The following is a 23625-nucleotide window of genomic DNA, read 5'->3' on the forward strand; positions in this document are numbered from 1 at the left end:
CGATGCACGTACTGATACTCGGCGGCACCACCGAGGCCCGGCGGGTCGCCGCCGGCCTGCACCCCGGGGTCCGCGTCACCAGTTCCCTGGCCGGGCGGGTCGCACGGCCCGTGCTGCCGCCCGGCGAGATCCGTATCGGCGGGTTCGGCGGAGCCGGGGGACTGGCGCAGTGGCTGCGCGAGCACGAGGCCGACGCTCTCATCGACGCGACCCATCCTTTCGCCGGAACCATCAGTTTCAACGCGGCTTCGGCCGCTGTCACCGCCCATGTTCCCCTGCTCGCCGTGCGCAGGCCCGGGTGGGTGGCGGGGGAGGGCGACGACTGGCACCCGGCGGACTCCCTGGAGCAGGCCGCCGGGATGCTCCCGGCGCTGGGACAGCGGATCTTCCTCACCACCGGACGGATGGGCCTCGCCGCGTTCGCGGCACTGGACGGACTCTGGTTCCTGGTGCGGTCGGTCGACGCCCCGCAGCCCCCGTACCCGCTGCACATGGAGACCCTGCTCGACCGGGGGCCCTTCACCCTGGACGGCGAGCGTGCGCTGCTGCGTGACCACCGGATCGACGTGCTGGTCACCAAGGACAGCGGAGGACCGGCCACCGCCGCCAAGCTCACCGCGGCACGGGAGGCCGGGCTACCGGTCGTCGTGGTCCGCCGCCCCGCCGTCCCCGGAGGCGTACAGGTCGCGGGTACCCCCGAGGAAGCCGTCCGCTGGGTACGGGACATCCAGGGCACCGCCTGAGCCGGGCCAGTGGCCACCGGACCAGGAGGCGCCCCCGGTCACCCCTCGGGATAAGTCCGGGGAGTCCAGACGATCTCCTCACCGTCGCCCCGCCGCACGGTCCGTGTCCGGGACGAGCCGACGAGCAGGATCGTGCGCATGTCGACCTCGGCCGGATCGAGCGCCGCGAGCCGTACGATCCGGACGCTCTCGCCGGGTCCGCCGATGTCCCTGCCGAGCACCACGGGCGTGTCCGGTGAACGGTGCTCAAGGAGCAGGTCACGGGCCTTGCCGACCTGCCAGGTCCGGCTGCGGGAGCCCGGGTTGTACAGCGCGAGCACCAGGTCGGCCGCCGCTGCGCCGCGCAGCCGCTCCGCGATCACCTCCCACGGCTTGAGCCGGTCCGAGAGGGAGATCGTGGCGTAGTCGTGGCCGAGCGGCGCACCCGCGCGGGCGGCAGCCGCGTTGGCGGCGGTCACCCCGGGCAGCACCCGTACCGGAACATCGCGGTAGCCGTCCTGGGCCGCGACCTCCAGTACGGCGGTGGCCATCGCGAACACGCCGGGATCACCGCCGGACACCACGGCGACCTTGCGCCCGCGCCTGGCCAGATCGAGAGCGAACTCGGCGCGCTCCGACTCCACCTTGTTGTCGGAGCCGTGCCGCCGCTGCCCCGCCCGGACCGGGACCCGGTCCAGATACGTGGTGTAGCCCACCAGGTCGTCCGCGGCCGCCAGCGCGCCCCGGGTCTCCGGGGTGAGCCAGAGCGGGCCCGCGGGGCCGGTGCCGACCACCACGACGTCACCGTGCTCCCGTACCGGACCCGGCGCGCCGACGCGGCTCGGCAGCACCGCTACCGAGAAGTACGGCACGGATCCGGCCTCCACGTCGGCCAGTTCGCCGGTGCGCTCGCCGGGCATCGTGGCGCGCTCCACATAGCGGGCCTCGGCCATCCGGCCCGACCGCCCGACCGCCCGGTGCACCGCGGGGAAGGTGCGGCCCAGCTTCATGACCACCGCGGAGTCCGTCGACGCCAGACGCGCCGTCAGCTCCTCCTCGGGGAGCGTGCCCGGCAGGATCGTCAGCACCTCCTCGCCCTCGACCAGCGGCACACCGAGCCGGGCGGCTGCCGCGCTCACCGAGGTCACCCCCGGGATCACCTCGGTCGGATAGCGGTCCGCCAGCCGCTTGTGCATATGCATGTACGAGCCGTAGAAGAGCGGATCGCCCTCCGCGAGCACCGCCACCGTGCGGCCCGCGTCGAGGTGCGCGGCCAGCCGGGCCGCCGCCTCGGCGTAGAACTCCTCCATCGCGCCCCGGTACCCGCCGGGGTGGTCGGTGGTCTCGGTGGTCACCGGATAGACCAGCGCCTCCTCGATGTGGTCGGTGCGGATGTGCCCAGCCGCGATGGACCTGGCTATGGACCGGCCGTGCCGGGCACTGTGAAAAGCGATGACGTCGGCCTGGGCGATGACCTCCACGGCGCGTACCGTCATCAGGGAAGGGTCACCGGGGCCGAGCCCGACTCCGTACAGCCGACCGGTGCTCTGCTCGCTCATGCTGGTGTTCATTCCTCCTCGCTAGCAATGGCGTTGACCGCGGCCGCTGCGATGGCGCTGCCGCCGCGGCGCCCGCGCACCACCAGGTGGTCCAGCCCCTCGACGTCCTCGGCCAGCGCGTCCTTGGACTCGGCCGCACCGACGAAACCGACCGGCACCCCGATGACCGCCGCGGGACGCGGCGCGCCATCGCGGACCATCTCGAGCAGCCGGAACAGCGCGGTCGGCGCGTTGCCCACGGCCACCACCGCGCCCTCCATACGGTCGCGCCACAGCTCCAGCGCCGCGGCGGTCCGCGTCGTGCCGAGCTCTGCCGCGAGGCCGGGCACGGACGGGTCGGACAGCGTGCACACCACCTCGTTGTTCGCGGGCAGCCGCTTGCGGGTCACTCCGCTGGCGACCATCGCCACGTCGCACAGCACGGGGGCCCCGGCGCGCAGCGCCTCACGGGCACGCGCCACCACCTGCGGCGTGTAGGCGAGATCGCGTACCAGGTCGACCATGCCGCAGGCGTGGATCATCCGGACCGCGACCTGGCTGACATCGGCGGGAAGGCCCGAGAGGTCCGCCTCTGCGCGGATGGTCGCAAACGACTGGCGGTAGATCGCCGGGCCGTCCTTCTCGTAGTCGAACACTGTCTTCTCGCTCATTTCGTCACTGCGTGAGGGGCGTGGTGGTCCGGGCTTCCGCCACGGTGGCGGCGAACTCTGAGGGGTCGTTCATGGTGCCGGGCAGCCGTTCGCCGCGTACGGAGACCTCGTAACCGGCGGCCGTGGCGACCACGTCCACCCGGTCGCCGTGGGGGTGGCCGCAGCGCCGTGCGCACCCCGACCAGTACACGGGCAGGCCGCGGCCGGCGCCGGTTGCCAGTGCGGCGTCGGCGCGTACATCGGCAAGGGACTTCGCGCAGCCGGGGCGCCCGATGCACGCCCCGACCCCGTGCCAGGGGGAGTCCGGTCCTGTGATCAGCCCCGCGGCCGAAAGACCGGCGATCCGGGCAGCAGCGGTGTCCGGGCCGAGACCGGGGAGCACCACGCCCCGCCAGGGAGTCAGCCGCAGCTCACCGCTGCCGTCGTGCAGCGCCGTGTCCGTCAGCAGGCGCCACTGGGCGGAGGTGATGAGGCCGAGCGGCGCCTCGACGGAGAGCGCCGCCGCCCGCCCGTCCGGGGCCGGTACGGTGCCGGGCGCGGGGCCCGTCCCGGCCGGCAGTGGTTCTGCCCGGTCCCGGGCAACAGCCGGAACACCGGCGGCTGCCAGCCGCTCCGCGACCGCGCGGACGAACGCGGCTGTTCCGCCGGGAAGTTCCGCCACCCGCCAGGCCCCGGTCCCGGCGTCCCGGGCGGCGCTCAGAAAGGTCTCGGCCGCCAGCAGGGCGCTGCGGGCCGCGTGTTCGGCCGGAACGGCCAGCATCTCCGGCGCCTCGCCGGTGCACAGCAGCGCACCGGCGCCAGGAGAAGCGATCAACGTCACATCGGCGCCGAGACCGGCCACATCGCGGCGGCCGTCGTCGAACGCGAACAGAAACCGGCCGGACAACCCGGTGGCCGCCTCGCAGCCACAGAGCAGAGCGTCCAACTCCCTTGCCCAGCCCTGCACATCGGCTGCTCCCCGCCCGTCGAGCCCGCACAGCGGGGAGGCCACGACATTGCGGGCCCGCTCATGGCGTACGGAAGGCAGCAGCCCGGCGTCCGCCAACACACCGGCGAGTTCCCGGCCGTCGTCCTGGGCCAGCCCGCGCAGCTGCACATTGCCGCGGGACGTCAGATGAAGTGCCCCGTCGCCCAGCCGCAGCGCCACGTCCAGCACCGCCCTGGCCTGCGGAACTGTCAGTACGCCTGCCGGAATCCGGACCCGTGCCAGCGCGCCGTCGTCCGCCGTGTGCAGGCGCAGGCTGCCCGGACACGCGTCACCGCGGTCACGCCGGGCGGCGGGCTCCCGAGGGGGCGGAGGTGCGGAGGAGTGGGGCATGGCGGCGAGCATACCGACCGGTCCACAGGGCCCATGTCCTGCACCGATGCGATGGCTCGAACGGACCGGGTGCGCCGGTGGCGGCTCCCAGGCCCACTGCCCGCCGCCCGTCAAGGCCGTTACTATGCTTGGCGACGGGCCTTACGGTCCGCAATCGCCTACGACGGCGACAGGGGAGGAAGCCCGGTGAGATTCCGGCGCGGTCCCGCCACTGTGAGCCCGGCTCCCGAGCCGGGTGAGTCAGGAACTCCCTCTCCCACGCTCCCGGCTTCCGCCTGAGCGAGGGAGACCCATTCCTACACAACCCGGGGCGTGGATACCCCGAGGAAGGCCTGCCGCCGCATGCTCCTGCTTCTGTCGACGTCCGACACCGACCTGCTCAGCGCCCGTGCCGCGGACGGCCCCGTCGCGTACCGCTTCGCCAACCCGTCCCGGCTCCAGCTCACCGACCTGCCCGCCCTCCTCGAAGGCGCCGACCTGGTCGTCGTACGCCTCCTCGGCGGCGTCCGCGCCTGGCAGGAGGGCCTTGATCTGCTCCTGGCCGACGGGCGCCCGGTCGTCGTCCTGACCGGCGAGCAGGCCCCCGACGCCCAGTTGATGGAGACTTCGACCGTCCCGGTCGGAATCGCCGCGGAGGCCCACGCCTATCTGGCACACGGCGGGCCCGCCAACCTCGACCAGCTCGCCCGCTTCCTCTCCGACACCGTGCTCCTCACCGGCCACGGCTTCGAGCCCCCGGCGCCCGCGCCCAGCTGGGGCCCGCTGGAACGCACCGCGCGTACCACGGACGGACCGACCGTCGCGGTGCTCTACTACCGGGCCCACCACATGAGCGGCAACACCGCTTTCGTGGACGCCCTCTGCGAAGCCGTCGAGGACCTCGGGGGCCGGCCCCTCCCGCTCTACGTCGCCTCGCTGCGCGCCCCCGAACCGGAACTCATCGAAACGCTGCGCGCGGCGGACGTCATCGTCACCACCGTGCTGGCCGCGGGCGGAACGAAGCCCGCCCAGGCGTCCGCCGGGGGCGACGACGAATCGTGGGACGCGGGCGCGCTCACCGCCCTGGACGTCCCCATCCTCCAGGCGCTGTGCCTGACGGGTTCACGGGCCGCCTGGGAGGAGAACGACGAGGGTGTGTCCCCGCTGGACGCGGCCAGCCAGATCGCCGTGCCGGAGTTCGACGGCCGGCTGATCACGGTGCCCTTCTCGTTCAAGGAGATCGACCAGGACGGGCTCCCCGCCTACGTCGTGGACCCCGAACGGGCCGCCCGGGTCGCCGGGATCGCCGTGCGCCACGCGCGGCTGCGGCACATAGCCCCCGCCGACAAGCGGCTGGCCCTGGTGCTCTCCGCGTACCCCACCAAGCACTCCAGGATCGGCAACGCCGTCGGCCTGGACACCCCCGCGAGCGCCGTCGCCCTGCTGCGCAGGCTCCGCGACCAGGGCTACGACTTCGGCCCGCAGGACGTTCCCGGTCTCGCGTCCGGTGACGGCGACGAACTGATCCGCGCCCTGATCGAGGCCGGCGGCCACGACCAGGAGTGGCTCACCGATGAGCAGCTCGCCCGCAACCCCGTCCGTATCCCCGCCGCCGACTACCGGCGCTGGTACGCCACGCTCCCCGCCGCGCTGCGCACGGACGTGGAGGAGCACTGGGGCCCGCCGCCGGGCGAGATGTTCATCGACCGCAGCCGCAACCCCGAGGGCGACATCGTCCTCGCCGCCCTGCGCCACGGTAATCTGCTGGTCCTCATCCAGCCGCCGCGCGGATTCGGCGAGAACCCGATCGCGATCTACCACGACCCGGATCTGCCGCCCTCGCACCACTACTTGGCCGCATATCGCTGGATCGCCGCCTCCGCGGACGACGGCGGCTTCGGCGCGGACGCCATGATCCATCTCGGCAAGCACGGCAACCTGGAGTGGCTGCCGGGCAAGAACGCCGGCCTGTCCGCCGCGTGCGCCCCTGATGCGGCCCTGGGCGACCTTCCGCTCATCTACCCGTTCCTGGTGAACGACCCGGGCGAGGGGACCCAGGCCAAGCGCCGTGTCCACGCCACGCTGGTCGACCACCTGGTGCCGCCGATGGCCCGCGCCGACTCGTACGGCGACATCGCACGCCTGGAGCAACTCCTCGACGAGTACGCCCAGATCGCCTCCATGGACCCGGCGAAACTCCCCGCCATCCGGGCTCAGATCTGGACGCTCATCCAGGCCGCCAAGCTCGACCACGATCTGGGTCTGGAGAACCGGCCCGACGACGAGGGCTTCGACGACTTCATCTTTCACGTCGACGGCTGGCTGTGCGAGATCAAGGACGCGCAGATCCGTGACGGACTGCATGTCCTCGGCAACCCGCCAGCCGGCGGGGACCGGGTCAATCTGGTACTCGCCATCCTGCGCGCCCGCCAGATCTGGGGCGGCACCGCCTCACTGCCGGGGCTGCGCGAGGCACTCGGCCTGGACGAGGCCAACGCCACCCGCACCGCCGCCGACACGGCCGAGGAACAGGCACGTGTCCTCGTCGAGGCGATGGAAGCGGCGGACTGGGATCCGGACGCCGCCGTCAAGGTGGCCGACGGCCACCCGCAGGCGGTCGCCGACATCCTCGGCTTCGCGGCCCGCGAGGTCGTCCCGCGGCTCGCCTCCACCACGGACGAGATCGACCACGCCCTGCACGCGCTGAGCGGCGGATTCGTCCCCGCAGGACCCTCCGGATCACCGCTGCGCGGCCTGGTCAACGTCCTGCCGACCGGCCGCAATTTCTACTCCGTCGACCCCAAGGCCATTCCGTCCCGGCTCGCCTGGGAGACCGGCCGGCTGCTCGCCGACTCACTCCTGGAGCGCTACCGCACCGACAACGGCGAGTGGCCCACCTCCGTGGGGCTCTCCCTGTGGGGCACCAGCGCGATGCGCACATCGGGGGACGACGTGGCCGAAGCCCTCGCGCTGCTCGGTGTCCGCCCGGTGTGGGACGACGCCTCACGCCGGGTCACCGGTCTGGAGCCGGTGCCGCTCGACGAGCTCGGCCGCCCCCGTATCGACGTCACCCTGCGCATCTCGGGTTTCTTCCGTGACGCCTTCCCGCACACCATCGGCCTGCTGGACGACGCGGTACGGCTGGCCGCGTCCCTGGACGAGCCCGACGAGCGGAACTTCGTACGCGCCCACACCCGGGCCGACCTGGCCGAGCACGGCGACGAACGCCGGGCCACCACCCGGATCTTCGGCTCCCGCCCAGGCACCTACGGCGCGGGCATCCTCCAGCTCATCGACAGCCGCGACTGGCGCACCGACGCGGACCTCGCCGAGGTGTACACGGTGTGGGGCGGCTACGCCTACGGCCGGGAGCTGGACGGCCGCCCGGCCCGCGCCGAGATGGAGACCGCGTACAAACGGATCACGGTCGCCGCGAAGAACACCGACACCCGCGAGCACGACATCGCGGACTCCGACGACTACTTCCAGTACCACGGCGGCATGGTCGCCACCGTCCGGGCGCTGCGCGGGAGCGCCCCCGCGGCGTACATCGGCGACTCCACCCGCCCCGAGACCGTCCGTACCCGCACGCTCGTCGAGGAGACCTCACGGGTCTTCCGCGCGCGGGTGGTCAACCCCCGCTGGATCGAGGCGATGCGCCGGCACGGTTACAAGGGAGCCTTCGAACTCGCCGCCACCGTCGACTACCTCTTCGGGTACGACGCCACCACCGGTGTCGTCGCCGACTGGATGTACGACAAGCTCACCGAGACGTACGTACTCGACCCGGTGAACCGCGACTTCCTCCAGCAGGCCAACCCCTGGGCCCTGCACGGGATCGCGGAACGGCTCCTTGAGGCGGAGTCCCGGGGCATGTGGGCCGAACCCGACCCCGCGACGCTCGAAGCGCTGCGCCAGGTGTACCTGGAGACCGAGGGGAACCTGGAGGGCGAGGACTGACCTGAGCAGGTCTCCCCGCGGTGGTCCGCTGCCGCCGGTGCGACGGGTGAGAGCCGGGCTCTCCCCGCACCGGTGTACGGCAGCGGATCCCTCGGCATGGGCGGATGTGAGAGGCAATACCTGCCCGGATGGGCGCACTTGCTGCCACCGGCGGCCAGAACCTAGGGTGAACGGGCCGTGGTGTTCGGGAAGACCGGTGAAAGCCCCCTCGGGGCCTCAGACCGGAGCGGCCCTCGCCACTGTGATCGGGGAGTCTCCGTCCCGTCGAAGCCACTGGCCGCGTCCGCGGGCCGGGAAGGCAGGGCCGGAGGCGAGCGTCAGCGAACCCGTCAGCCAGGAGACCGGCCACGGCATCTCACGAAGTGATCCACGAGGTGCTGGAGCGTGATCCGCATGACCCTGCCCGAATCCGCCGCGTTCGCCTGGCGGCGCGAGGACACCGTACGAACCGCCGGGCTGCTGGGGGTGATAGCAGCCCTCCACGCCGTCGCGTTCGGCGTTCTGTTCCTGCTGGTGGAACCAGGCCACTACGAGGTCGGGTCCAAGGCGTTCGGGGTGGGCCTCGGCATCACCGCGTACACGCTGGGGATGCGGCACGCCTTCGACGCCGACCACATCGCCGCCATCGACAACACCACGCGCAAACTCATGGCGGACGGGAAGCGCCCGGTCTCGGTCGGCTTCTGGTTCGCGCTGGGGCACTCCAGTGTGGTGGTGGCCATGGCGGCGCTGGTCGCCGGCGGTGCCCGGCTCGCGGGAATCCTCATGAACGAGGGCTCGCACACCCACCAGGTGCTCGGCGTCGTCGGAACGAGCGTCTCGGGCTCGTTCCTCTACCTCATCGCGGCGCTCAACCTGGTTGCCCTCGTCGGCATTCTGCGGGTGTTCAGGGAGATGCGCGCCGGACGCTACGACGAGGCCGAACTCGAATCACACCTGAATTCGCGCGGCTTCATGAACCGCATCCTCGGCCGGTTCACCAAGTCCATCAGCAGGCCCGGCCAGATGTACCCGCTGGGCTTCCTCTTCGGCCTGGGCTTCGACACCGCGACCGAAGTCACCCTCATGGTGATGGCCGGAAGCGGCGCCGCCGCCGGCCTGCCCTGGTACGCCGTCCTCTGCCTGCCCCTGCTCTTCGCGGCCGGAATGAGTCTCTTCGACACACTCGACGGCACCTTCATGAACTTCGCGTACCAGTGGGCCTTCGCCAACCCGGTGCGCAAGGTGTTCTACAACCTCGCCATCACCGGCCTGTCCATCGCCGTCGCGTTCCTCATCGGCACGATCGAGCTGATCAGCGTGCTGCACGACAAGCTGTCCCTCCAGGACTCGGTGACCGGCTGGATAGCGGGCCTCGATCTCGGGAACGTCGGCTACCTCATCGTCGGACTCTTCGTCGTGGTGTGGGCAGCGGCGCTGGCGTACTGGCGTATCGCGAAGGTGGAGGAGAGGTGGGCGGTCCGCGCCGCTGACAGCGGCTGAACCGGCGCCGCCCGCGGTGGCGGACCGGGGCGCTCCGGCGCCCCGGCCCCGCTCGGCCCGGGAAAACCGTGGCGCGCCGCGGACGGGGCGGGCGGCGGATGGTCCGACCGAGTGGAATCGGACGCGCGTCCGGCGCTGTCGGCCGGGTAATCGCCTCGGTGTGTGGCAGTACGGTGCCATGCAGTCTGAAAATCACACTAATACGCAAGGGCGCCGCAGATTCGTGCGCGCCGCGGTCGGCCTGGGCGCCTTGGCTGTCGGGGGGGTGTTCTCCCGCGCGTACGGCCCCTCCGGCGGCACCGGCCCGGCGGCGGCCTCGCATCCTTCACATGCACCGGCCGGTGCCCCACCCCCACACCACGTCCAGCCCCCACCGGCCGCCGGACCACCTGCGGCCGCAGCCGCCGCCCGTCCCCCCACCTACCGACTACAGCCCTTCGCGGGCGAGACGTCGATGGGCGCCCCAGCCCACAACCCGGCGGTCCGCACCCATGCGGTGTACTCGATGGAGGAGAGCGGCCGCAGGATCGCGCTCACCTTCGACGACGGCCCCGACCCCCTTTACACCCCCCAAGTGCTGCGCATCCTGGCCCGGTACAACGTGCAGGCGACGTTCTGCGTCATCGGCGAGAACGCCGCCCAGTACCCCCAGTTGCTGCACGACATCGCGAACGGCGGACACGCCGTCGCCAACCACTCCTGGACCCACCCCCAGCTCACCAAGTTGAAGCCGGCCGCCGCCCGGTCCGAACTCTCCCGGACCAGCGATCTGATCGAGAACGTGCTCGGCGCTCCGCCCCAGTGGGCCCGCGCACCGTACGGCGACTGGAACCCGGTCACCCTCGGGATCTGCGCCGACCTGGGCATGGAGCCGCTGGGCTGGTCGATCGACACCAACGACTGGGCGCGGCCGGGGACGCGCAGCATCACCAACTCCGTGCTGCGCGACATCAAGGACGGCGCGATCGTGCTCTGCCACGACGGCGGCGGGAACCGGTCGCAGACGGTCGCCGCGGTCAGGAACTATCTGCCCCGGCTGCTCGACAGCGGCTTCATCCCCGTGCGACCGGAGCTCTGACGCGTCCGGTCCAGCCGCTGACGGACGGCGTCGGGCTGGGCGCCGTACGGGCCGTGGGCAGTAGTCGCGGGGCGCTGGAGCGGGTCAATTGGCCCCGGAAGGTGACCGGTTACTACTGCAAGCATGGGCTCTGGCCATAGTAAAAGACAGAAACATGGCGAACCCTCTTGCGGTGCGACAGCAATCGCTTACATGCTGACGCCCAACCCGAACACCGGCCATCAGGAGATGACATGCGCACGCCATTCATCGCGGGGTCCAGGTCCACCAACAGGGGTCCGTCCGTGACGGGTCCATCCGTCATGGGTCTTTCCGGACCGGGTCCATCCACCACCCGCCCGACCACCACGGCATCGCCCATCAGAAAGTCGAGGCGCCGTCTCGCCAGGTCCGGCATCGTCCTCGGCGCCACCGCCCTCCTGGCCATCGGCGCGGCCGGGCAGTCGTGGGCGTCCACCCCCATATTGCGCTGGTCGACGGACGCGCCCACGCCGGTCACCACGCTGAAGCTGCCGATGTCCGTGGACTCCGCCCCTGACGCGTCCGGCATCTACTTCGCCTACTACACGACGCTGGAGAGCGGCACCCGGCCGTACGCCGGGTTCCAGCCGAAGCCCGTGGACGCGAACGGGCACCACACGCTCCAGGCGGTCTTCAGCTCCTTCAACGCGGACGCCACCACGGCCGACAGCCACTGCAACTACGGCGCGGACGGCGGCGCCGGAGTGAGCTGCGCGGTCCAGTTCGCCTACACGCCGGGCACGATGTACTCGCTCGTCCTCAAGCGCGCGAGTGTCACCGGCGACACTCAGCTGATGTCGGGAGACGTCGTCCAGACCGCGACCGGTGCTTCCGTGGCGCACATCGGAAGCTTCAGCCTTCCGTCGGCATCGGGCCGGTTCAAAAGCGCCGACCAGGGCTTCATCGAGCCGTATCTCACGGCCGGCTGCAGCCAGCAGGTCACCGTGACCTACGGGAAGCCGGTCGGCACGGAGGCGGGTACGGACCATGTGGGGAGCCTCCCCACCGTCAGCGACCCGGCGTCGGGCAGCTGCCTGAGCACCACATCGCAGAGCACCGGGCGGGGCCGGCAGGTCACAGTGCGGGGCAATGCCGCCGCCGCAGCAGCCAGCCGATAGCGGGAACTCCGGGCGCTGCCACTGCCGGCCGAGCGGTGAGCAGCCCCGGCTGTTCGATTGCCCGCCTCGTCGCTATGAAGCAGGATGCGGGAATGCTCTTCTCGGTCAACATTCCGAACTTCGGTGATTTCGCAGATCCCAGAACCGTGGCAGAAGTGGCCGCAGCCGCCGAACAGGCGGGCTGGGACGGACTGTTCGTCTGGGACCACGTGGTGCACGACAAGCGCGAGCGGCAGGGCGTGCCCTTCGGGGACCCGTGGATGCTCCTGACCGCCGCGGCGCTCGCGACCACCGGACTCAGGCTGGGCACGCTGGTCACCCCGGTCGCCCGGCGGCGCCCGGAGCAGCTCGCCCGCCAGGTGGCCACCCTCGATGCGGTCAGCGGCGGCAGGGTGATCTTCGGCGCGGGGCTTGGCGGTCCCATCGAGGACGAGTACGGAAGCTTCGGCGAGCCGACCGAACCGCGAGTGCTCGCCGGACGCCTGGACGAAGGCCTGGAGCTGCTGCGGCGCTACTGGACGGGCGAGCCCGTCACCTCTGAAGGACAGCACTACACGGTCCGGGACGTGACCTTGCTGCCCGCCACGGTGCAGCGCCCCCACCCACCGGTGTGGGTCGGCGGATTCTGGCCCAATCGTCCGCCGATGCGCCGCGCCGCCCGCTGGAACGGCGCGGTTCCCCTGTTCGCATCGGCCAGACACGGACAGATCCCGCCCGTCGACGAAGTGCGCGAGCTGGTCGCCTACCTGCACCATCTGCGCGCCGACGCTCAGGACGACGCTCCCTTCGAGATCGTCCTGGGCGGCGCCAGCCCCACTGACGCCGCCCGGGCACACGACGTGATCGGACCGCTCATCGAGGCCGGCGCCACCTGGTGGGACGAACGACAACTGCAGACCGGCGAAGGACTCGACCGGTTCGCGCCGGTCATGCGCCGTATCGAGCAGGGCCCACCCGTGTTCTGAGAGACCGTCCGGCCCCCCTCGCCGGGCCTCACGCGCCTACTTCACGACGACCGTCCATCGCGTGTCACTCTGCCCGGTCCGGATGTGGAGCAGTGCCGTGCTGGTGGACTGCGAGGAGGCGACTGCCAGCGGCAGCGACGTACGGAACGACGCACCCGGCGCGAGGGACGGCACGTTCCAGTACTGCCAGCTGCCGCTGAATCCTGACCCGTCCGTGAAGGACTGCATCTGGGTCGCCACGGTGGTGGAGCCCGAGGTGTTGGTGACGGTGACGGGCACGGCGGTGGTGCTCCCGCGCGGCACCGTGCAGTTGCCGCTGGGCGGGGTCGCGGTGGCGGTCAGTGGTCCGCTGCTCGGCGTACCGGTGAGGACGCCCATCTCGTACGCGTTCTCCGCTACCCAGTTGCAGGCCGATGCGCTGTTGGCGGAAGGCTCCCAGACGACCGCGCCGTCGGTCTTCGCCTTGAGCTGGTCGATGGTGTAGCCCCAGGTGGTGCCCGACATATAGGTGCCACCGGGGCTGCCGTCCCAACTCGGCGAAATGTACGGGTAGATGGGCTGCCCCGGTGCGAGGGAGTGGTCGTTGGCGACGGCCGCGTCGAGCGTGCTGCTCCATCCGGCATCCGTCTGGGAGCTGCCGCGGTAGGCGCGGGGTGCGAAGAAGTCGAGCAGGCCGTTCTGGTGCAACTGCTGGGTGAGGCTGTTGTTGGTGGTCGACGAGTCGTAGCCGTACATGCCGACCGGGGCGGACGGCGCGGCTCTGTGGGTCCAGGTGATGAGCTGCTTCCAGAGGTTCAAGGCGTTGGTCGCCGCCGGACCGGCCTCCGCCGTGAGCACGATGTTCTCGAAGTCGAGCACGACCGGGGCGGTGGCGCCACCGCCGAACTGGCCGGCGCCCATGTACTCCTTGACCTTGCTCTCGTAGGCGGCTTCGGTCGGCAGCGCCCCGCCGTTCGAGTAGCACCCGGCGGCGTCACAGGTCAGCGCGTAGGAGTCATAGACGACGGTGGACTTGACGGCGCCGTACTGCTGGAGGCCGGGTGTGTCCACGCCCCGCTCATTGGTGAAGACGGTGAAGCCGGAGCCGGCGGAAGCCGTGGGGGCGCAGACCGTCAGCGCGGCGACGGCGAGGGAGAGGGAGACGGCCGCCCAGCCCCGCCCCCGTTTCCTCGGAGCGGTCCTGACAACACGCAGGGCAGGGCGGTTCGTTCGTCCGAGGCGCATCCCAGAGTCCTCTCGCGGCTGCGGGAATCCGGTGAGGATCACCAGAACGCCAATCCCCTCCCAGGGGGAAAGCGCTTTCCCGAGGGGAAGGTAGGACCCGCCGGCTCCCCGGGTCAAGAGGCCCGGATGTGTGGGCAGTGTGCAGCACCTGGCCACCGCAGGGTCCGGCTCCCGCGCGTCCTCTCAGCCTATGAACAAAATGAACAGAACGCGCAGAGGGCTACCACGGTCACGCCTGCCGTCTATACATTCAAGCCATAGGGAATATGAATTCGCTGGCCTGGATATCGGAGACATTATGACGGCGCACTTCGTTCACGATTCGGCCAGTGCCGGGCCTGCTATTCCGATGGCCGATGATCCAGCCCGCAAGCGGGGTCTTCCCACTCTTTTCACGGTCGAGGCGTCCAAGTGGCACTCGGAATGACTTGGCGTCGACCACTCGGGCCACTGTGAGAACCCAGAATTTGCGTGACTTTCCTTTCCCTCTCTTATGAAGGAAAAGTCATGCATCCCCCCGCTCGCTTCTTGTATACCCCCGCGAGGAGGCTCCCGCATGACCGAGCAGATCCCGAACATTTCACCGCCCGCGTTCGGCGTCAGCCGAGAAATTCCTTCCGGCTCACCGTTCAAAAAACAGAGACTGAACGCTGCCCTGGTGCGCTGCCTGTGCGCGGTCGCCTTCTGTGCCGGCCTGCTGTTCTTTGTCTATCTGTGGGTTCACGATGGCGCCATCGTGAACCTGGTGGCAAAGCCCGAGGGGCCGCTTAAATATCCCGGCACGCTCACCGGCCTGATCTCCGCCGACCTTATGTTCGTTCAGGTTGTACTGATGGCACGCATCCCGTGCATCGAACGCTCGGTCGGCCGGGATCGGCTCGTCCGCATCCACCGGTTGAGTGGCTTCGCCTCGTTGAACCTGATGTTGGCACACATCGTGCTACTGACAACCAGTTACGTGGTCCGCGATGGTCGTTCCATGCTCGGGTCGCTGTGGTGGATGATCGCCGAGTGGCGAGGCATGATGCTGGCAACTCTCGGCACGGTACTGCTGGTTATCGTGGGAATCACATCCAGCCGGGCCGCCAGAAAGCGCCTGCGGTACCACTCGTGGCATCTTCTTCACCTGTACACCTTTCTCGGTATCGGACTGGTCGTTCCGCACATGGTCTGGGCCGGCAGCGAATTCAAGCGGCCATGGACTCAGGTGTGCATCGTCGGCCTCTACGTGGTGACGCTCGGCAGCCTGCTGGTCTTCCGCGTGGCCGTGCCTGTGCTGCGCTCGATGCGCCACCGGATTGTCGTGGAGCGGGTGGTCGAGGATGCCCCTGGCAATGTGTCGGTGCACCTCCGTGGCCGTGGTCTCGACAAACTTCGGGCACAGGCGGGCCAGTTCTTCATCTGGCGATTCCGCGACGGGCGAGGCTGGACGCGAGGGAATCCATATGCGCTTTCGGCGCCACCTCGCGGTGATGTGCTGCGGATCACCGCGAAGGAGGTCGGGGTCAACAGCAGCCGTTTGCGCATGCTCCGGCCCGGCACCAGGGTGCTCTTCGAAGGCCCTTATGGCAGGTTCACCGGGGAGTCCAGGCATGGGCGCAAACTCACTGCGATGGCCTGCGGGATCGGTATCACTCCGCTGTGCGCGCTCCTGAAGGACCTCGACTACGCAGCAGATGAGGCGGTGCTTCTGTATCGAGCCTCCAGCGAGAACGACTTCGTCCTCCGGCGGGAGCTCGACGAACTGGCGCAGGAGCGCGGCGTTCGCATCGTCTACCTACCCGGACACCGCGCCCGAGGACGCGCCTCATGGCAGACGGAGCACGCCGGTGAGGAGGACCACATCGCACTTCAGGAGCTTGTGCCGGACATCAGCGAGCACGACATCTATATCTGCGGTCCCGACGCCTGGGGGCGGTCTGCGGCCGACGCTGCCCGTCGCGCGGGAGCCCCAGCCAAACACATCCACCTCGAACGCTTCGCATTCTGACTTCGAACGTCCGGAGGCAACGCCCCATGGTTCGCAACATCCTGTGGCTGATCGCGACAGCCGTCGCCATCGCTCTCGTCCTCGCGTATCCCACCAGTGCAAACCGGGGAGTCCCGCTTGGTCGCACCCCCGGCACAACCACCCCCGCCGGTATGACGCACCCAGCACACCGGTGACGCACCATCCGGCGGGATCCCGGGACCGATCCCTGAAGCAGTGATTTCTGGCGGAGCACGCAGCGCGGATGTGTGCGAGTTCGTCGCACCCAGGTCCACGTCCACGGAAGGGGCAAAATGCCCCTCTTACGGCCCGGCGGGCTCCTACCGTTCGGCCGGTTCATCCGCACGGCCCCGCCCGGCCCCGGGCGCGGAGCGTGGTGTTCAGCGGATTTTCACAGAGTGCAGGTGGCATGGGTCTAGCTGTCGGCCCGTGAATCCTGCACCCTTGTGCGCGATATAGCGCAATCGCAGTCACATATGCGCAACTGATTCCTAGGCGAGGGCAGGGCGGATGACACCGATCAGTCGAAGAGGCTTCGTGGCGCTCGGCGCGGGGGCGGTTGCCGGTGCCGTCGTTCCGATGGGCACGGGAAACCGCGCCGAGGCCGCGAACCGGGCGGCCGCCGCGACCGGAACGGTCAGGGACGTCAAGCACGTCGTTGTCCTGATGCAGGAGAACCGCAGCTTCGACCACTACTTCGGGCGGCTCAAGGGGGTCCGGGGCTTTGACGACCGCAGCGGTATATCGCTGTCCGGCGGGCAGTCCGTGTTCAACCAGCCGAACGGCCTCGGGCGCCAGTACCCGTGGAAGCTCAGCTCCACCCCGGCGGCCGGCGGGGTCGACGGCGAGACCCTCGCCCAGTGCAACGGCGATCTGCCGCACAGCTGGTCCTCGCAGCACTCCGCCTGGAACAAGGGCCGCCTGGACAACTGGGTTTCGGGGGTCGGCAACGTCCGTACGCTCGGCTACCTCGACCGCGGCGACATGCCCTTCCACTACGCGCTGGCCGACAACTACACCGTGTGCGACGGGTACTTCTCGTCCACTCTCAGTGCGACCGGCCCCAACCGTACGTACCTCTGGAGCGGCAAGGTCGACTCCTCCAGCAACGACGGCGGCGACGAGTCCGGGCTGACCTGGGAGACCTACGCCGAGGCGCTGCAGCGGGCCGGGGTGAGCTGGAAGCTCTACCAGAACGCCGAGGACAACTTCGGCGACAACGGCCTCGCGTACTTCACCAAGTTCACCAATGCCGCTGCGGGCGACCCGCTCCACGACCGGGGCATGGCCTCCGTACCGGCCACCACCGGGTCCACCCCCGACGACATCGCCGCGGCCATCAAGGCCGACGTCCTGGCGGGCACGCTCCCGCAGGTGTCGTGGGTGGTCCCGAACCAGGGGTTCTCGGAGCACCCGTACGCCCCGCCCGGCGACGGCGCGCACTTCGTCAACCTGGTCTACCGGGCGCTCGCGGCCGACCAGGACGTGTTCGACTCGACGGTCCTCTTCCTCAACTACGACGAGAACGACGGCTTCTTCGACCACGTACCCCCGCCGTCACCACCCGCCGACGAGCCGGGCGAGTTCCTGAACGGGGTCCCGTTCGGACTCGGCTTCCGGGTGCCGATGGTCGTGATGTCGCCCTGGACCCGGGGCGGCTGGGTGTCGTCGGAGGTCTTCGACCACACGTCGGTGCTCCGCTTCCTGGAGACCTGGACCACGGCCCTCGGCACCCCGGCCGCCTGCCCGAACATCAGCGCCTGGCGGCGCAGGGTAACCGGCGACCTCACGGGGGTCTTCGACTTCACCGCACCGGTGTACGGAGTGCCTTCCGGCCTCCCGTCCACCGCGAAGGTGATCGGGATCGACAGTTGTACATCGCTGCCGAACCCGGCTCCACAGACCAACGCCCTTCCCGCGCAGGAGAGCGGCACCCGGCCGGCCCGTGCGCTTCCGTACCAGCCGAACGCGAATCTGGACCGGCTGGAATTCGGTTCGGCCGGAAAGATCCTGGCCTGGTTCGGCATGTCCAACGTGGGCGCCCCGGCGAAGAGCGCCGCGCACTTCTCCATCCACCCCAACGCCTACCGGTCGACGGAACCATGGCAGTACACCGTCGCCCCCGGCGGCTCGGCGACTGACTACTTCAATGTCGGCGCGGGGTACGGCTCGGGGAAGTACGACTTCACGCTGATGGGCCCCAACCGCTTCCAGCGCCGGTTCGCCGGCGACGCGTCGAAGGCGGGGAAGGCCGTGGAGGTGGCGGCCAGATACGCGGTGGCGCCGAACACCGGCAAGCAGGCCATCTGGTTCACCTTCACCAACACGTCATCGGCGGCCGTCAAGTTCACCGTCACGGCCGCCAACTACCGTACGGACGGGCCGTGGACCTACACGGTGCCGGCGGGAGGCACTGCCGAGGACTACTTCAACGCGGTGTCCCTCTCGAAGGGCTGGTACGACTTCACCGTCACGGCCGACTGCGACAGCACCTGGTCGCGCCGGTACACCGGCCACATCGAGACCGGGGCGCCGAGCGTCAGCGGCTGACCGCAGGGAAACGGGGCGGCTCACGAACGGCGCTGCGGTGGTGCAGTGGTGCTGCGGTGCCGCGCCACCGGGGTCAAGGGGGCGTTCGTGGGTCGCCGGCCCCCGGCCGTGGGGGCGGCGGGGCGCCGCGGCCGGTCAGCCTGCCGGCCGGTTGCGCAGGGCGAAGTCGAGGCTGTCCAGGGCATAGGCCCAGGAGGCGTCCGCGTCACGCGGGGTGTGGCTGAAGCCGCCCACTCTCTCGAGGCTCACGTACCCGTGGAATGTGCTGTGCAGGAACCGCACCGCGTCGGTCTCGTCGGGCTCCGGCAGGCCGTAGGCGCGCAGGAGCGCCCGGGTCATCTGCGACTGCCGGGGCGCCGCGCTGTTGAGGGCCGCCTCCTTGTCGATTTCGAACTGGGCCGCGGCGTAGCGGCCGGGATGCGCCTTGGCGTAGTCCCGGTACGCGTTGGCGAACGCCACCAGCGCGTCCTTGCCCGCACGCCCGGCCAGTGCGGCGCCCGCCGCGTCGGCCAGTTCCTCAAGGGCCAGCAGCGCGACTCGCGTCTTCAGTTCGCGCACGTTGCGGATGTGCGCGTACAGGCTCGGGTCCTTGACGCCGAGCCTGCGTGCCACCGCCGTGAGAGTCAGGTTGTCGAAGCCGATCTCGTCCGCGAGCTCCGCCGCCGTCCTGGTGAGGCGTTCGGGGGTGATGCCCGGTCGTGCCATGCGTCCTCCGCAAGCTAATGGAATAAAGTGTTTGCCTAAATATATTAGGCCAGCTAGCGTCGACTGATGTGAGACACCTCAGTGAGACTGACATCCGTAACTCTTTTATGAACTGTTCCAAGGGCGAGGCCAAGCGGGTGAACATCCCCAGGGATCTGGAGGAGCTCCCGTGGGGCGACCTCGACTTCCTCGGCTGGCGCGACCCCGGCGCCCCCGACCGCGCCTATCTCGTCGCCGAGGACGACGGCCGTCTGCTCGGCCTCGTGCTGCGCGCGCCGAGCGGGGCCAGTCGCGGCTTCACCTCCCGCAGCATGTGCTCGCTCTGCCTCACGACCCATACCAGCGGCAGGGTGGTGCTGATGACCGCGCGCCGCCCCGGCGAGGCCGGCCGCCAGGGCAACACGGTCGGCCAGTACCTCTGCACCGATCTGGCTTGCTCGCTCTATGTACGGGGCAAGAAGCCGACCGGCGCCGGGTGGGCATTCAAGGAGACCCTGTCCGTGGACGAGAAGGTCGCCAGGACCCGGAACAACGTGATGGCCTTCATCGAGAGCGTGATCGCGTAGGCGGGCCCGGGATGATTCTCTGGTCCGGCAACGGGCCTCCCACTAGGCTCCGCCCATGACTGACATCGACGGACAGAACCGCCTAAGGGCTGTCCCGCAATTCCCGGCGGGCGCGCGACGACAGCTACGGCACCTCGCCGCGTTGTCGGAACGTCCACATACATCCAGTATGCGGACGTCCCTCCGCCTTGCGATGCACCGCATCTGACGCCGCGCGCTGATCCACCAGGAATTGCGGGACAGCCCTTAGCCGCCCCTCGCCGGTGACGAGGCCGCTGCTCTCCTGGGTTCCCTGGAGCGCCAGCGCGCGACGCTGGCGTGGAAGTGCGGCGGCCTGGACGCGGCAGGCATGTGGGCCACGGTCGGTGTCTCCTCCGTGACGCTGGGCGGACTCCTCAAGCACATGGCCAACGTCGAGGACACCCATGTCGCCCGGCTCCTGCTCGCGCAGCCGGCGGGGGCGCCGTGGGGTGCGGTGGACTGGGACGCCGAGCCCGACTGGGAGTGGAAGTCGGCCGCCCAGGACAACCCAGGCGAACTGCTGGCCCTCTGGAAGGGCGCCGCTGCCCGCTCGCGCTTCCTGGTGGCCGATGCGCTCACCCGCGGCGGTCCGGAACAGCTCGGCCGCTTCACCACCTCCGCGGGCGATTCACCCAACCTGCGGCGGATCCTGCTGGACCTGATCGAGGAGTACGCCCGCCACATCGGCCATGCCGACCTCATCAGGGAATCGGTGGACGGCCTCGTGGGGGAGTGAGCCGCAGGGGTCCGCGAATGTTTCCGCGAGGTTACGCCACCCCCCGCCCGTCCCACAGTGCTCTGGCCAGGGGTTGGGCACTGTCGGGGATTCATTCCGCCGCCCCCGCTCCGACCAGCCAAATCCCGTATGTCGGAAGGCTTGTTCCGCTTCTTGGCATGGTTCTAGGGTCGGGCCACCCGGCGCGGTCGACCTCGTACGCCGGTGATCTCCGGCTCCGTCATGTGCGCGGCACACCCGCTGCTGCCCGTGCGCGGATGCCTCTGTACGAACGGTCAGTCGGGCACGGACGGAAAGCAGGCGAGCGGGTTGGCGAACGACGGGCAGCGGGATCCCTCCAACGGGGACCAGCGGAATCCAGTACAGGAACGGTCCGGCGGGCAGCAGGGCCGGGGACCGGCCGCAGGGCGGGGCGGGGGCCAGGGCGGTGTCGGGCGGCGCGGGTTCCTCGCCAAGGTCGGACTGACCGGCGCGGGCGGGCTCCTCGGAGCGTCCGTGGCGGCCGGTCCGAGCGCCGCCGCCGAGCCTCCCGGCAACATCCACGCAGGGGGCGCGGCTTACGCCGCCCCCGCGGCGGCACACAGCGCGGACGCCCGGGCCGGCGGCACGCGCACGTTCCGGTCTGACCAGTTGTCGGGCAAGCGCATGCTGCTCGTACCCGAACTGCTGCTTCTCGCGGACGGGCCGGTACGGGGACAGGCCGTCCTGGTGGAGGCCGGGAAATTCCGGGAGATCGGTCCGGCCGAGCGGCTCATCGCCGCCCACCGGGACCTGCACCCCGTCCGTCTTGACGGGCACTTGCTGATGCCGGGCTTCATCGACGCCCACCACCATCTGACCCAGAGCTTCGGCAAGGCCAAGTCGTTCGGACAGCCTTCGGAGATCTTCAAGACCGTCTGGGAACCGCTGGAACACGCGCTGGACGAGGACACCGCCTACCTCTCGACGAAGCTGGCCGCGCTGGAAGCGCTGCGCGGCGGCTTCACCACCGTCGCGGACGCGGGGACCCGCGCCCCGGTCGATGTCGGGCCGCTGGCCAAGGCCACCGAGGAAGCCGGGATCCGCTGTGTGCTCTCCAAGATCGTCTCCGACGGGAAGGGCGGCCCCGAACACCTCGGACGGTGGGGCGGCCACCCGCTGATCCACCCCTCCCTGGCCATCGCCGTCCCCGAGGACGCGACGGCCGCGGTCATCAAGAGGACCGCGGACATGTGCGCGGAGGCCGGTGCGGTGTTCCAGATCCATGTCAACGAACATCTCGCCTCCGTGGAACGCTCGTTGAAGAGTGTGGGCCGGCGCCCCATCGACTACCTGCACCACATCGGCGCGCTCGGCCCGCACCTCCTCGGCGCGCACGCCACTCTGACCACCCCCACCGAGATGCGTCAGCTCGCGGACTCCGGCGCGGCCATCAGCTACAACCCGGTGGCCAGCGCCTGGAAGGGCAACGCCGTCGCGCAGGCAACCATGATGGCCGCGATGGACGTGCGGTTCGGTACGGGGACGGACGGCACCCGTGGCGACGGGTTCCGGCTGGTCGACGCGGCGGAGTCCGCGCAGCGGCTGACGTCCGGTCTGGCGACGGGAGACTCCTCGTGCGGCGCCGGACGGCTCTGGCTCGACCATGCCACGAGACTGAGTGCCGACGCCGTCGGGCTGAGCCGGGTGACCGGTGAGATCGCCGTCGGCAAGGCAGCGGACTTCCTCGTCGTGGACGTGAACGTCCCGGAACTCACGCCGTCGTACGACCTGCGCTGGGAGCTGGTCCGCCTCTCGAACCGGGACCAGATCACCGCGGTAGTCGTGGACGGCAGGCTGCGGCTGTGGGACGGCTGGCCGCAGGACTGGGACGGCCACGCGCTGGTGGCCCGAGCGGCCGAGGTGGGCCCCCAGGTCGTACGCCGGGCCAAGCTGCAGGTGGTCAAACCGACATAGCGGCGAGCGCCGCGGTGCTGTACGGCGGTCTTCACCGGTCCCGGTCCTGTCCCCAGTGGTGCGCGCTGGTGGCGGGGCCGGGACCTGCCCGGGTGGGTCAGCCGAAGTGGCGCAGTGTGATGTGCGGTTCGAAGGCGTCCAGGAGCAGTTCGCGCATGCGCTCCACCGGCATCTCGGCGCTGCCCGACAGCATCTGGATCGCCAGCCCGTCCACCAGGCTGGTGAAACGGCTGGTCAGGGCTTCAGGGTCGGCATCGGGTGCCAGGCCCTCACGCTGACAGTGCCGGATGAGGCTCAGAACGGTCTCACGCCAGCGCGAGTAGGCCGCCCGCTGTGCGTCGCGCAGCGAGGGCTCCAGCATGGCGGCCGTCCACGACTGGATCCACACCGACCACTCGTCGATATCCTCCCTGCTGCTGGGCAGTTGGACCTCGACCAGCCTGCGCAGCATCTCCACGGGGTCGCCGACCTGCTCGAACTCGCTCCGCAGCCGGGCGTGCAGCCGGTCGGCGCAGTAGCTGAGCGCGGCGCGCAGGGCGCCGTTCTTCGCCGGGAAGTGGTAATGCACGGTGCCGGTGCTGGTGCCGCACTCCCGGGCGATGTCGGCGACCCGGACGGCGTGGATGCCCCGGCGGGCGATCAGCCGCGCGGTGGCTTCGAGGATCTGGACCCGGCGCACATCGGCGTCCAGGGACTCGGCCCGCCGCCGTGCGCCCCCCGCGGCGGCACGCGCCAGGGCCACCGGTTCGCGGCCGCTGCCCGTCACCAGATACCGCACCGGCACCTTGCCGACGCGGGCGATGGCGGCGAGTTCGTGGTCCTGGAGCCTGCGGGTGCCGCGCAGCGCCTTCGACAGCGCTGTGGGGTCCATCCCGATGAGGCCGGCGAACTCGCGCTGGCTGACGTCGGCGGCGAGTACCACCCGGCGCGCCCGGTCGGCCGCGGTCTCCGGGGGCCGGTCAGGTTCCTGACCCCCTGAGCCGGACGGATTCGCGGTTGTCTGAGTCTCCTTCGCCATGGCGGGCCCATTATGCTCGACCGGCCGC

At 70.3% G+C, this 23625-nt stretch carries 17 protein-coding genes and 2 riboswitches; of the genes, 11 read left to right on the plus strand and 6 right to left on the minus strand.

The window, feature by feature from the left end; translation table 11 throughout:
- Positions 1–2: 2 nt before the first annotated feature.
- The gene (locus OG452_RS33765; protein WP_327299346.1) at positions 3–743 is read left to right on the plus strand and encodes a cobalt-precorrin-6A reductase; all 741 of its coding nucleotides are present in this window, start codon (positions 3–5) and stop codon (positions 741–743) included.
- 38 nt (positions 744–781) lie between these two features.
- Here the strand turns inward: OG452_RS33765 and OG452_RS33770 are convergent, their stop codons facing one another.
- Genes OG452_RS33770 through cobG form a run of 3 tightly spaced genes read right to left on the minus strand, consistent with a single transcriptional unit; the run spans position 782 to position 4261 of the window.
- On the minus strand, positions 782–2281 hold the full coding sequence (locus OG452_RS33770) for a precorrin-2 C(20)-methyltransferase (RefSeq protein ID WP_327299347.1): 1500 nt from the start codon (positions 2279–2281) through the stop codon (positions 782–784).
- Positions 2282–2289: 8 nt separating this feature from the next.
- Complete coding sequence (locus tag OG452_RS33775) at positions 2290–2916, minus strand: precorrin-8X methylmutase (RefSeq protein ID WP_327299871.1); 627 nt, start codon at positions 2914–2916, stop codon at positions 2290–2292.
- Between the two features lie 19 nt (positions 2917–2935).
- On the minus strand, positions 2936–4261 hold the full coding sequence (cobG, locus tag OG452_RS33780) for a precorrin-3B synthase (protein WP_327299348.1): 1326 nt from the start codon (positions 4259–4261) through the stop codon (positions 2936–2938).
- A gap of 142 nt (positions 4262–4403) precedes the next feature.
- A riboswitch (cobalamin riboswitch) is annotated at positions 4404–4499 on the plus strand.
- Between the two features lie 92 nt (positions 4500–4591).
- Here cobG and cobN point away from each other — a divergent pair.
- The 5 genes from cobN to OG452_RS33805 all read left to right on the plus strand — a co-directional run bounded on the left by cobN (position 4592) and on the right by OG452_RS33805 (position 12852).
- Positions 4592–8188: a cobaltochelatase subunit CobN gene (cobN, locus tag OG452_RS33785; RefSeq protein ID WP_327299349.1), complete on the plus strand. Its 3597-nt coding sequence runs from the start codon at positions 4592–4594 to the stop codon at positions 8186–8188.
- Positions 8189–8349: 161 nt separating this feature from the next.
- Positions 8350–8552, plus strand: a riboswitch (cobalamin riboswitch).
- A 29-nt stretch (positions 8553–8581) separates the two neighbouring features.
- Positions 8582–9670: a HoxN/HupN/NixA family nickel/cobalt transporter gene (locus OG452_RS33790; RefSeq protein WP_327299350.1), complete on the plus strand. Its 1089-nt coding sequence runs from the start codon at positions 8582–8584 to the stop codon at positions 9668–9670.
- A gap of 454 nt (positions 9671–10124) precedes the next feature.
- Entirely contained in the window at positions 10125–10748 is a 624-nt protein-coding gene (locus OG452_RS33795) for a polysaccharide deacetylase family protein (protein ID WP_327299351.1), read from the plus strand.
- 233 nt (positions 10749–10981) lie between these two features.
- On the plus strand, positions 10982–11887 hold the full coding sequence (locus OG452_RS33800) for a hypothetical protein (protein ID WP_327299352.1): 906 nt from the start codon (positions 10982–10984) through the stop codon (positions 11885–11887).
- Between the two features lie 92 nt (positions 11888–11979).
- Positions 11980–12852, plus strand: a complete 873-nt coding sequence (locus tag OG452_RS33805; RefSeq protein WP_327299872.1) for an LLM class flavin-dependent oxidoreductase — start codon at positions 11980–11982, stop codon at positions 12850–12852.
- 36 nt (positions 12853–12888) lie between these two features.
- Here OG452_RS33805 and OG452_RS33810 read toward each other — a convergent pair whose 3' ends face one another.
- Positions 12889–14076, minus strand: a complete 1188-nt coding sequence (locus tag OG452_RS33810; protein ID WP_327299353.1) for a hypothetical protein — start codon at positions 14074–14076, stop codon at positions 12889–12891.
- A 556-nt stretch (positions 14077–14632) separates the two neighbouring features.
- Here OG452_RS33810 and OG452_RS33815 point away from each other — a divergent pair.
- The gene (locus OG452_RS33815) at positions 14633–16066 is read left to right on the plus strand and encodes a ferredoxin reductase family protein (RefSeq protein ID WP_327299354.1); all 1434 of its coding nucleotides are present in this window, start codon (positions 14633–14635) and stop codon (positions 16064–16066) included.
- A 510-nt stretch (positions 16067–16576) separates the two neighbouring features.
- A complete protein-coding gene (locus tag OG452_RS33820) occupies positions 16577–18616 on the plus strand; it encodes a phosphocholine-specific phospholipase C (protein WP_327299355.1) in 2040 nt (679 codons plus the stop codon).
- A 135-nt stretch (positions 18617–18751) separates the two neighbouring features.
- On the opposite strand, the gene OG452_RS33825 is transcribed toward OG452_RS33820, so the two are convergent.
- Positions 18752–19321, minus strand: coding sequence for a TetR/AcrR family transcriptional regulator (locus tag OG452_RS33825; protein ID WP_327299356.1), 570 nt, complete (start codon positions 19319–19321; stop codon positions 18752–18754).
- 68 nt (positions 19322–19389) lie between these two features.
- Here OG452_RS33825 and OG452_RS33830 point away from each other — a divergent pair, with 68 nt between their 5' ends.
- The 3 genes from OG452_RS33830 (at position 19390) to OG452_RS33840 (ending at position 22579) form a co-directional block, all read left to right on the plus strand.
- Positions 19390–19887, plus strand: a complete 498-nt coding sequence (locus OG452_RS33830; RefSeq protein ID WP_327299357.1) for an FBP domain-containing protein — start codon at positions 19390–19392, stop codon at positions 19885–19887.
- Between the two features lie 292 nt (positions 19888–20179).
- Complete coding sequence (locus OG452_RS33835; protein WP_327299873.1) at positions 20180–20644, plus strand: mycothiol transferase; 465 nt, start codon at positions 20180–20182, stop codon at positions 20642–20644.
- Positions 20645–20866: 222 nt separating this feature from the next.
- A complete protein-coding gene (locus OG452_RS33840) occupies positions 20867–22579 on the plus strand; it encodes an amidohydrolase family protein (RefSeq protein ID WP_327299358.1) in 1713 nt (570 codons plus the stop codon).
- A gap of 97 nt (positions 22580–22676) precedes the next feature.
- Here OG452_RS33840 and OG452_RS33845 read toward each other — a convergent pair whose 3' ends face one another.
- Positions 22677–23597, minus strand: a complete 921-nt coding sequence (locus OG452_RS33845) for a TetR/AcrR family transcriptional regulator (RefSeq protein WP_327299359.1) — start codon at positions 23595–23597, stop codon at positions 22677–22679.
- Positions 23598–23625 lie beyond the last annotated feature (28 nt).

This window comes from Streptomyces sp. NBC_01197, assembly GCF_036010505.1.
GTDB lineage: Bacteria > Actinomycetota > Actinomycetes > Streptomycetales > Streptomycetaceae > Streptomyces.

Coding starts and splice junctions, on each gene's coding strand:
- OG452_RS33765 (WP_327299346.1), top strand. CDS start 3: ATGCACGTACTGATACTCGGCGGCACCACCGAGGCCCGGCGGGTCGCC.
- OG452_RS33800 (WP_327299352.1), top strand. CDS start 10,982: ATGCGCACGCCATTCATCGCGGGGTCCAGGTCCACCAACAGGGGTCCG.
- OG452_RS33770 (WP_327299347.1), bottom strand. CDS start 2,281: ATGAGCGAGCAGAGCACCGGTCGGCTGTACGGAGTCGGGCTCGGCCCC.
- OG452_RS33810 (WP_327299353.1), bottom strand. CDS start 14,076: ATGCGCCTCGGACGAACGAACCGCCCTGCCCTGCGTGTTGTCAGGACC.
- OG452_RS33815 (WP_327299354.1), top strand. CDS start 14,633: ATGACCGAGCAGATCCCGAACATTTCACCGCCCGCGTTCGGCGTCAGC.
- OG452_RS33825 (WP_327299356.1), bottom strand. CDS start 19,321: ATGGCACGACCGGGCATCACCCCCGAACGCCTCACCAGGACGGCGGCG.
- cobG (WP_327299348.1), bottom strand. CDS start 4,261: ATGCTCGCCGCCATGCCCCACTCCTCCGCACCTCCGCCCCCTCGGGAG.
- OG452_RS33805 (WP_327299872.1), top strand. CDS start 11,980: ATGCTCTTCTCGGTCAACATTCCGAACTTCGGTGATTTCGCAGATCCC.
- OG452_RS33820 (WP_327299355.1), top strand. CDS start 16,577: ATGACACCGATCAGTCGAAGAGGCTTCGTGGCGCTCGGCGCGGGGGCG.
- OG452_RS33840 (WP_327299358.1), top strand. CDS start 20,867: ATGTGCGCGGCACACCCGCTGCTGCCCGTGCGCGGATGCCTCTGTACG.
- OG452_RS33845 (WP_327299359.1), bottom strand. CDS start 23,597: ATGGCGAAGGAGACTCAGACAACCGCGAATCCGTCCGGCTCAGGGGGT.
- OG452_RS33790 (WP_327299350.1), top strand. CDS start 8,582: ATGACCCTGCCCGAATCCGCCGCGTTCGCCTGGCGGCGCGAGGACACC.
- OG452_RS33795 (WP_327299351.1), top strand. CDS start 10,125: ATGGGCGCCCCAGCCCACAACCCGGCGGTCCGCACCCATGCGGTGTAC.
- cobN (WP_327299349.1), top strand. CDS start 4,592: ATGCTCCTGCTTCTGTCGACGTCCGACACCGACCTGCTCAGCGCCCGT.